The sequence below is a fragment of the Nonomuraea sp. 10N515B genome, assembly GCF_052245915.1.
In the GTDB taxonomy this organism is placed as follows: domain Bacteria; phylum Actinomycetota; class Actinomycetes; order Streptosporangiales; family Streptosporangiaceae; genus Nonomuraea.
This window is the reverse complement of the sequence record NZ_JBQQBQ010000018.1, coordinates 167,905-176,615: the sequence shown is the minus strand read 5'-3', so window position 1 is coordinate 176,615 and position 8,711 is coordinate 167,905. Positions and strand designations below refer to the sequence as shown.

Sequence of the window (8,711 nt, the reverse complement as noted above, 5' to 3'; positions counted from 1 at the left end):
TCTCCTCACGCAGGTCGAACACCATCTTGACGGCGCGATCACGCAACTCTTGCGGGTACTTCCTCGGTGCGGGCACGACTCCCAGCCTTCCAGTCTTGGGAGCCTCCAACCAACCCGGGGCAGCTCATAGAGCATCGGCTATGCCTGAGCCGGACGGCATGGGAGCAGCACCTCACTATCCCCGTCAGCATCGAAGGGCTTGCACCCTGCTTGCCCTTCCTGGGTATCGATGCGTCAGCCTGTCACTGAACGAAGGCCACGAGGTCTCCGGCAGAAGGGCTCATCGACCACGATGACCACCCATGGCATGAGCGCGCCCGTGGTCACGTGCGCCCTCAACCGTAAGGACCAGGGTCAGCCCTCCACGAGAGCGCCTTTCCACCGGGCACCAGGACCATGCGGTCTGCGCATCTCGGCAGCGCCGCATGCGGTCGCCGGGCCGTCAGCGCCTGTTCAGTCCCCGCAGCACCGGCAGCCCCGTCCCGGAGTCGAGCACGAGGCGGTCGCCCAGCGGTCGCGCGAGCGTGACGGTGATCACGGCTGTCTTCAGTATCGCCGGGCACACCTCAGCGGAGTCGGAGGTTCTCTCGTCCACGTCGACCACCACCAGCTGGTCCGTTTCGTAAGCGCGCGCCCCGTGAATGGTGTCGCAGGCGCCGTAGCCGTACCGGAGAAGCAGCTCGTGTGGCTTGCCGGCGACAAGGTCGAATGCCATCACCTCTTCAACGTCCCCCTGCACTCGCTCGGGACGAGCGGTGACGGCCGAGGGGTCGACCGCCACATGAACCTTCCTCTGCTCGACCCCCTCTACGCTGAACAGCCATGCGGGCACCTGGATCGTGCCGCGGCTGGTCTCCAGCGGCACCTTGCCCAGCTTCGCGCCGGTCACCCGGAGAGTGCGGCATCCGTTGGCCGGGCACTCCTCTTCGATGAGGTCGGCCGGTTTGCTGAACTCTGCGTACGCGCTCGCCGCCGAGATGAGCGGCACCTGCGAGACCTCGCCATCCGGCCATCGCACGTCGGCACGGTCCGGGGAGTCCGCAGGCAGCTTGATGGCCAGCCGCCAAGCGCCATTGTGCGAGCTTCTGTTCACCCAGGCCGGGATTCGGCGCACGTGGTTCCATCCCTGCGGGTTCAGCACCTCCAGCGCGACGAACCCTTTGCGCCAGGCGCGGTCGTCGGTCGAGCCCTGCCAGCGCTCCGCCACCTCCCTGGCACGCGTCTCGAACTCGTCAGACGAGGCACCATGGGACCCGCCAGGTGACGTTTGATGCAACCAGCCGCAGGAGGACAGAAGCAGCACCGCGGACAGGAACGTGAGTAGTTTTCGCACGAAATCTCCTCCGCCCTATGATCAGCCACCACCCGACGTCTCCGCTTATCTTTTCGGGTTCTTACGGTTTCCTCTCGGGAACACACGGTCAGCCCTCTCATCCGGTGGCAAGGACCGACGAAGTCGGTTCGCGGCAGCGATCGCCCTGGCCATCAACGGCGAGTACCGAAGTGAGCGATCGTCACGGCATCAGCCCAGTCGCGGCCAATTATCAACTGAATGACGCGACGAAATCTGCGTGATCGACGGCTGAACGAGCAGGCGTTGAGCCTGCCGATACATCAGGCGTGGGACTCGCTGAACCAGCGCCCAGCCGAAGGCAGGAGGAGCAAGACGATGACGGCCCAAGTGAGCATGTGATAGCCGAACACCGCCTTCCAAGTCACAGTGGAGAAGAGGGCCAAGTCGAGGATGCTGGCGCCAATCACCAGCAGGTGCACCGCGATGATTGCCCACCGTAAGTACATTCGGCGGCTCGACCATCGGCTCAACAACCACCCGAGAAGGGCGGTACTTCCTGCGGCGTAAATCAGAGCAGGCAGGACGCCCCAATTAAAGGTGGAGAAGAAGCCACCCAGCGTGATCGCCACGCCCACCAGGCCGAAAGCCACTTCGAGCGTGATGATGAACTGAGCCGCTTTGAGGGTGCCCGGCATCGAGGATGCCTTAACGGTGTTCGCCACAGCCCCATTCTGATGGACAGGGCCAATAGGGTGACAGAGTGCACTTTCCTCATACTTCTGCCCCGTTCGATGGTGCGGCGGGGTGGCCGGGCGCGACCGGCCCGGAGAGGCCGCATGCCCGCCCGGACCGCCCCGGCCGCCCCGCCGCCCAGCGGGCGGCGGCTTGACCCAGTAAAGAAACTCTGAGCCAGTTCGGGCCGTGCCTGCCGTGTCAGTGTCGGGCCATACCGGAGTTCGCCGTTTCTGCCTTACCGATCGATGCCGCTTGGCCGGCTGTAGCGCGTCTGCCAAGATCGCTCGTCATGGATGTGGATGAATTCTGGCTCCTGATCGAGCAATCTGCGCGTGAAACCACAGGTAAAGAGGCTCGTCTGGCATGGCTTCACAAGCGGCTAGCGCAACGTTCCGCCGAGGAGATCGTCGATTTCGACGCGTGGATACTTACGGCTCGGCGCAAGGTCGACACGTGGTTGATGTGGGGTGCCGTGCGCGCCCTGTACTTCGGCGGGTCCGATGACGGCTTCTGGTACTTCCAGATGTGGCTCGCCGGCCTGGGCCGAGCGACCTTCGAACGAATGGCCCGTGAGCCTGATGCCCTTGTGGACGTGCCAGCGGTCCAGCGACTTGTCGTCATGGCGCGGAACCGGCAAACGTGGACCAACGAAGACTGGCCCGCGTTCGAAAGCCTGGCTTACGTAGCCGTCAAGGCTTGGGAGCAAGCGACGGGCAAGGGGCATGAGGAACTAGCGGAGGCCCTCCGGTCTCGCGGCTTCGAGTTGTTCGCGCTTCCCAACCCCACGGACGAGGCATGGGAGCTCGACAATGCGGAAGAGTCCGCGCGGAGGCTCCCTCGAATCAACCGATACATGCGCCACCTCTACGGCCGACCCTAGATCACGAGGTCTATGCCTTGTCGCTGAGTTCCTGTGGCGTGAGGTTGGTTTTCGGTTCGTCGGCGAGTTCGCGGTGGTAGCCGATCTCGTAGCGGTTGGCGGGTGCTTTGCCTCTGTGACCTCGATGGGGTGGGCCATGATGCGGCGGATGATGAGGACGGCTTCGGCGTAGTCCATGCCGAGCGCGGTGCGTTCGTCTTCGTAGGCGATGCGGGCCGTGGTGAGTGTCATCCAGCGAACGGTGCCGTGTTTCGCGGATAAGGGACTGGTAGAAGAGGCCGGGGCGCTTGCGGTACTGCGCGTGACGCTTGGGGTCATCCCCCTCGGGGAGCATGTCGGCGTTGGTGTAGGAGTTGATCTCCAGGCGGGCCGATGCGCCGTGGATGGCGGAGGTGTGGCCTCGGTGCCACAGGCTGCGGCGGTGGATGACCGGGTGGTCGGGCCGGACCCCGAGCATGATCGCGACTTCCCTGTTGGCGGTGATCTTCTCACCGGTGAAGAGCAGGATTTCGGGTTTGCGGTCGCGTTGGGCGGCGCCCCAGCCGAATGCTTGGACGTCGGGGTGGTTGCCATAGGGCGGCGAGGTTGGGCCGGCTGCGGTCAGTGATGAGGATGGTGCGGCGTTCGGGCAAGGGGTGCCAAGGTCGCCGAGTAGCAGCGGCGCGGCCTGATCCACTTCCATGCCATCATCCGCCTCGACGGCCCCGGCCGGACCCGACGGGCTCAGCGAACGAGCCATCGCCTCGTCGCAGCTTTCCTGCGGGCGGAGGGGTTCAGCCTGCGAGCCAGTACCTCGATCATCACTTGACACTATGCACGGGGTTCATCCCATCAAGCACCGAGCGGAGCCGACCCTATAGGCTTCGTATTTCGCTAGAGAGATCCCTGTCTTGCCGTAAATCGCAATGCCTGGGATGAGATAGACGTCGAGGTTGCGGTCGACGATGAAGAACATGCTCACATCGACCGGGTCATACGGGATCCGCGGTCCCGACTTACGCATGCCGGAGACCCTCGGCGCAACGGTGACTTCACCGCTCTCGCTGATGCAGGTCTTGATCTGAACACCGCGGAAATCGCCCGGCCCCACCTCCACGATCAGGTCGTACGGACGGGGATCCGCGGGAACGGAGGGGTGCGCGCCACGCATTTGAAACCAAGCCATCGCGAAGGTCGGTGCGGCATTCCGAAGATGGACGAGGTCCGGCTCGCCGAGAGCGACGGCCGGAGGAAGCGCAGCGGGCTCCAGATGGCTGATGTCGAGACCGAGGCAGGCGGCGTGACCGCGCACGCTGGCGCGGCATTCTGCGTTGTCGCCGCACCCGAGCCGGGCCAGCGCCGATGCCCAGGAGGTCGATTCCATGACCGCTGCGCGTAGTTGTGCATCGGACCAGCGTCGGGCGCCGGTGAAGTGGCTGGTGTCAAGTCCCAGTTCCGATGCTCGCCGCTTCATGCCACGGACGACACCCGCCGAGCTGTCGTTGCGCCCCATGTCGCGAAGGACACCACGCCACGAGCGGGCACCGGCGATGGCGGCGCGCAATTCGTCGTCTGTCCAGGTACGCCTGGTGCGCGGGAGGACGGCAGGCCGCATGAGAGCAACATTAAAGGCCTGGCCTCCGAAAATCGGCGACCAGGCCCTTCCGCGTGTCGGGGTAACCGGATTTGAACCGATGACCTCCTGACCCCCAGTCAGGCGCCCTACCAAGCTGGGCCATACCCCGGAAGTTGCGCTCCGCGCCTCGGCGAACGGTGTGTTTCCTCGGCTGCGCAGGAGAAACATTACCACGAGTTTCACGGGGACGCCGTCCTCGGCCAGACCGCACATGATCGTCGCGGCCCGCCGTTCGGTGCTCCCGTGGGGCATCCGGGTGTTCGATATCTTTGAATCGTCTGCGATATGGAGGTGGCCGGGTGGGGCGTAGGCCGACCATCGATCGGAGGGAACTGGCCGAGCTGGTCGCCCAGGGGATGAGCGTGCAGGAGCTGGCCGCCCACTTCGGGGTCAGCGAGTCCGGGGTGTTGCAGGCGAAGCGGGCCGCCGGGCTGGCCAAGCCGATGATGGACCACAGTGACGCGGTGCCGTGGAAGCTCGCCCGGGCGCACGCCCAGTCGGGGCCCGCGACCAATCTGCGTAACCTGTCGGCGGCCGCGCAGGGGAAGCCGCCGGCGGCCGAGCGGCTGAACACCGCGCTGCGGTGGGCGCAGCGGCTCGTCGATGCCGGGCTGGATGTCCGGTACGACGCCGACGAGGGGTTCAGCGAGGTCCCCGCTCCCCCATCAGGCTCACATGTCGCAGCCGTGCTCGCGGCGGCGAGAAAAGGGCTCGAAGGCCGCTGAGCACGCCCTTGCCGGTATGGCCGGGTGAGTTTCACATGCCTGTTCGAGGGCAGTCGCGGTCTCACCATAGAGACCGGAGGCGAACATCATGACCACCTATGTCTGGGTGGCCGTCGTCGTGGTCGCGGTGGTGGCGGTCGCCGCAGTCGTGTACGTCATGCTTCAGCGGCAGCAGCGCCGTAACCATCTCCGCGAACGTTTCGGCCCGGAGTACGAACGCACGGTCGCCGAGCGTGAGAACCGGCGGGAAGCCGAGCAGGAGCTGCTCGCCCGCGAGCAGCGTCACGCCGAGCTCGATATCCGGCCCCTCCCCGCGGAGGCCCGCGACACCTATGCCAACCGGTGGACCGAGGTGCAGGAGCGCTTCGTGGACGCGCCGGGATTCGCAGTGACCGAGGCGGATCAGCTGGTCACGGCGGTCATGGCGGAACGGGGTTACCCGACGGAGGACTTCGAGCAGCGGCTGTCCGACCTGTCGGTGGGGCACGCGGCGACTCTCGATCACTACAGGACTGCTCACGAGATCAGCGGGCGGGCGGCCAGGAAGGAGGCCTCCACGGAGGAGCTCCGGCAGGCCATGGTGCACTACCGCGCGCTGTTCGAGGAGCTGCTGGAGGGAACCACCCGAGGAGGACGGTGACACGATATGAGCAGCGACGAGCTGAAAGTGCCGTCGCAACGCGCCGAGGAGCACGCTGATCAGAACGCCGATGAGCGACCTGATGAGCGTGCTGGTGTGACGGAAGCGCGTTCCCCAAGCGATCAGCCCGGCGGCGATCGCGCCGATGAGGAGGAGCTCGCTCGGAGCGAGCAAGCCACCACACCCGTTCCCGGGCAGGTGGACGATGAGAACGACGACGAGGAGAGGGCCCAGAGCCCCCGGACCGACGACGAATATGCGGCGGCCGTCCCCGGCGCCGTCGCGACTCCCGTTCCCGGAGACGAAGACGTCCCCTATCGAGATCCATACGCCAGGACCGGCGGTGACATGCTGTCCGAGCCGGAGCCGGAGCCGGAGCCGGAGCCGGAGCCGGTGACCGGGCCCGATCCGGCCCATGCCGCGGAGCACGCCGCTCCCGAGGACGTCGTCCTGTTCGATCAGGATCCCGCGCAGGTGCAGGCCCGCTGGCGCGACCTGCAGGCGTCCTTCGTGGACGATCCCGGGGATGCCGTGCAACGCGCCGACGGCCTGGTGGGCGAGGTGGTGGAGTCGCTCACCAGCAGCCTCACCAACCGTACGGACGCCTTGCGCGACCGCTGGAAGGACACCGAGTCCGCCGACACCGAGCAGCTGCGCCTGGCGCTGCGCGACTACAGGAATGTCCTGGAGCGTCTGCTGGCCCTGTCCGGAACGCAGGGCACGCAGCCGGACCAGGCGTCAGGCCGCCAGAGCGAGGGATCGAGGTGACATGACATGCTCGCGATAGTTGCAGCGATCATCTTCGGGCTGGGCTTCCTGCTCGACCTGGTCGGCGCGCGGATTCCCGGAGGGTTCTCGGGGATGACGTTCGCTTTGCTGGGATTGTGCCTGCTGGCCCTGCATCAGGCAGGGGTCGGCAAGGCCGGCTTCCGCACCGGATACAGCAACTGGCGTGGCCGAGCCCGCCGCTGACAGCAGGTGGCGGCTCCAGCCCCCCGACAACAGGAACGTCCGCCGCCGGTCAGCACCGGCGGCGGACGCGTGTTCAGGTGGTGGACGGTTCAGTCCTTGCCCGGGAAGCGCATGATCACCGTGCTGCCGCCGTTGCCCACGCGCAGCGTCAGGTCGGATGACAGCACGCGGGCCACCCACAGGCCCATGCCGCCCACGGCGTCCGGCGTCGGCCCTGGTTTCCATGAGCCCTCATCGTGTACCTCGACGACCAGGTCTCCGCGCGCCGTCCAGGTGCGCAGGGTGGCGTGATCGGCCCCGTGGGTGACGGCGTTGGTCGCGACCTCGTTGACGGCGATGACGAAGTCGCCGACGGCCTCCTCGGCCATGCCGGCGTCACGGGCCTCGTCCTCAGCGAACTGCCGGACCCGTGGCAGATCCGGCAGTCGGAAACGGAGCCGTCTCACGGGCGCGCCGGGTGGCGGGCTCGTGTAGCCCGACGGAGGCTCTGTGCCCTCGTTCACCCGGCGAAACCTTCTTCTCAGCCGACCAGCTCGGTGCGCAGCTGGTCGAGAACCTTGCGGAGGATGCGCGAGACGTGCATCTGGGAGATCCCGAACTCGGCCGCGATCTCGGCCTGCGTCATGTTGCCGAAGAACCGCAGCAACAGGATGTGCTTCTCGCGCGAGGGAAGCGCGTCGATGAGGGGTTTGACGGCCTCCCTGTCGACCATCGTGCTCAACGTGTCGTCGTCCTCGGGGATGACGTCGCCGAGGGAGGCGGCGTCGTCGTCGGTGCCGAGCGGCGCGTCGAGCGACAGCGTGCTGTAGGCGGCGGAGGCGTCGAGCGTCAGCAGGACGTCCTCCTCGGTGATGTTCATCTTGGCGGCCAGCTCGGCGACGGTCGGCGACCTGCCGAGGTCCTGGCTGAGGTCGGCGACGAGCCTGTTGAGCTCCGAGCGCCGCTCCTGGTAGAGGCGGGGGACCCGGATGGCCCAGGTGCGGTCGCGGAAGTGACGTTTGACCTCGCCGGTCATGGTGACGACCGCGTAGCCCCTGAAGGCGTGCCCGAGGCTCGGGTCGAAGCCGTTGACGGCCTTCATCAGGCCAACATACGCGGCTTGGAGGAGATCTTCCAAAGGTTCGCCCCGATACCGGTATCGCCTGGCGATCTCCATGGCGAGCGGCCGGTGCATCTCGACGATGCGCTCACGCAGCCGCTCCTTGTGGCTGTCCGGTGTCTCGTCCCTGGCCATCTCGGCCAGGAGCTCTTCTGCTGTCATCTCCTCGAGGACGTATTCCTGCACAGCCATCGCTGCTCCTCATATGGACGCAGGCGGCCTCTGCCGAGCAGAAAGAGCCCATGCAGAGGCGCGCCTCGCTCTACTCTCGAGACGAAAGCCCGCTGCTGGACTTCGGATCCAGTGTCCCCCGTGTCGTCAGAAGTATTCCTCCCTCGTGCGGTGACAGTAGGGTTGCTGCGTGACAATGCCGGATAACGGCGACGGGCCTGCGGCGGCCCTGAGCCTGACGTCGTCGACCGTCGATGGGATCACCGTGATCCGAGTCGACGGCGTGCTCGACGCGACGACGCGCGAGCAGTTCGCCGATTACCTGTCGATGGCGGGTTCCAACGTGATCCTCGACCTGGCGGGGGTGACGTTCATGGACTCACGCGCCCTCGGCCTGATCGTGCACCACTGGCAGACGAGCCTGGCGTCGGGCGCGCGGTTCGCGCTGATCGGAGTGGAATACTCCAAGTCCAAGGTGATGTGGATCACGGGGCTGGCTCAGCGGCTGCCGCTCTACGACACGCTCGACGACGCTCTGGCCGCCATTGGATAGCTGAGGCCGGACGGCCGAGGCCGGATG

General features: G+C 66.4%; 12 protein-coding genes and 1 tRNA gene. 6 read left to right on the top strand and 7 right to left on the bottom strand.

Annotated elements, in window-relative coordinates:
- Positions 1 to 442: 442 nt before the first annotated feature.
- Complete coding sequence (locus tag ACTWQA_RS27225; protein ID WP_443161896.1) at positions 443 to 1,333, bottom strand: hypothetical protein; 891 nt, start codon at positions 1,331 to 1,333, stop codon at positions 443 to 445.
- Between the two features lie 281 nt (positions 1,334 to 1,614).
- Positions 1,615 to 2,016: a hypothetical protein gene (locus ACTWQA_RS27220; RefSeq protein ID WP_443161895.1), complete on the bottom strand. Its 402-nt coding sequence runs from the start codon at positions 2,014 to 2,016 to the stop codon at positions 1,615 to 1,617.
- Between the two features lie 302 nt (positions 2,017 to 2,318).
- Here ACTWQA_RS27220 and ACTWQA_RS27215 point away from each other — a divergent pair, with 302 nt between their 5' ends.
- The gene (locus ACTWQA_RS27215) at positions 2,319 to 2,909 is read left to right on the top strand and encodes a DUF4240 domain-containing protein (RefSeq protein ID WP_443161894.1); all 591 of its coding nucleotides are present in this window, start codon (positions 2,319 to 2,321) and stop codon (positions 2,907 to 2,909) included.
- A gap of 10 nt (positions 2,910 to 2,919) precedes the next feature.
- Here the strand turns inward: ACTWQA_RS27215 and ACTWQA_RS27210 are convergent, their stop codons facing one another.
- The 3 genes from ACTWQA_RS27210 to ACTWQA_RS27200 form a co-directional block, all read right to left on the bottom strand.
- On the bottom strand, positions 2,920 to 3,648 hold the full coding sequence (locus ACTWQA_RS27210) for a hypothetical protein (RefSeq protein ID WP_443161893.1): 729 nt from the start codon (positions 3,646 to 3,648) through the stop codon (positions 2,920 to 2,922).
- A gap of 84 nt (positions 3,649 to 3,732) precedes the next feature.
- Positions 3,733 to 4,503, bottom strand: a complete 771-nt coding sequence (locus ACTWQA_RS27205) for a hypothetical protein (protein WP_443161892.1) — start codon at positions 4,501 to 4,503, stop codon at positions 3,733 to 3,735.
- Positions 4,504 to 4,559: 56 nt separating this feature from the next.
- Positions 4,560 to 4,633 (bottom strand) — tRNA-Pro (locus tag ACTWQA_RS27200).
- Between the two features lie 190 nt (positions 4,634 to 4,823).
- On the opposite strand from ACTWQA_RS27200, the gene ACTWQA_RS27195 reads away from it, so the two are divergent.
- The 4 genes from ACTWQA_RS27195 to ACTWQA_RS27180 all read left to right on the top strand — a co-directional run bounded on the left by ACTWQA_RS27195 (position 4,824) and on the right by ACTWQA_RS27180 (position 6,861).
- Entirely contained in the window at positions 4,824 to 5,249 is a 426-nt protein-coding gene (locus tag ACTWQA_RS27195; protein WP_443161891.1) for a hypothetical protein, read from the top strand.
- 88 nt (positions 5,250 to 5,337) lie between these two features.
- Positions 5,338 to 5,889 (top strand): hypothetical protein, encoded by a 552-nt coding sequence (locus ACTWQA_RS27190; protein WP_305922154.1) that lies wholly within the window; start codon positions 5,338 to 5,340, stop codon positions 5,887 to 5,889.
- Between the two features lie 6 nt (positions 5,890 to 5,895).
- Positions 5,896 to 6,657 carry a hypothetical protein gene (locus ACTWQA_RS27185; protein WP_443161890.1) on the top strand — a complete coding sequence of 254 codons (762 nt, stop codon included), beginning with the start codon at positions 5,896 to 5,898 and terminating at the stop codon, positions 6,655 to 6,657.
- A gap of 6 nt (positions 6,658 to 6,663) precedes the next feature.
- Positions 6,664 to 6,861: a hypothetical protein gene (locus ACTWQA_RS27180; protein ID WP_327583013.1), complete on the top strand. Its 198-nt coding sequence runs from the start codon at positions 6,664 to 6,666 to the stop codon at positions 6,859 to 6,861.
- Between the two features lie 89 nt (positions 6,862 to 6,950).
- Here the strand turns inward: ACTWQA_RS27180 and ACTWQA_RS27175 are convergent, their stop codons facing one another.
- Positions 6,951 to 7,364, bottom strand: a complete 414-nt coding sequence (locus ACTWQA_RS27175; RefSeq protein ID WP_443161889.1) for an ATP-binding protein — start codon at positions 7,362 to 7,364, stop codon at positions 6,951 to 6,953.
- Positions 7,365 to 7,381: 17 nt separating this feature from the next.
- Entirely contained in the window at positions 7,382 to 8,152 is a 771-nt protein-coding gene (locus ACTWQA_RS27170) for a SigB/SigF/SigG family RNA polymerase sigma factor (protein ID WP_305922150.1), read from the bottom strand.
- 175 nt (positions 8,153 to 8,327) lie between these two features.
- Between ACTWQA_RS27170 and ACTWQA_RS27165 the strand changes: the two genes are divergently transcribed.
- Complete coding sequence (locus tag ACTWQA_RS27165) at positions 8,328 to 8,684, top strand: STAS domain-containing protein (protein WP_443161903.1); 357 nt, start codon at positions 8,328 to 8,330, stop codon at positions 8,682 to 8,684.
- The last annotated feature ends 27 nt before the right edge of the window (positions 8,685 to 8,711 follow it).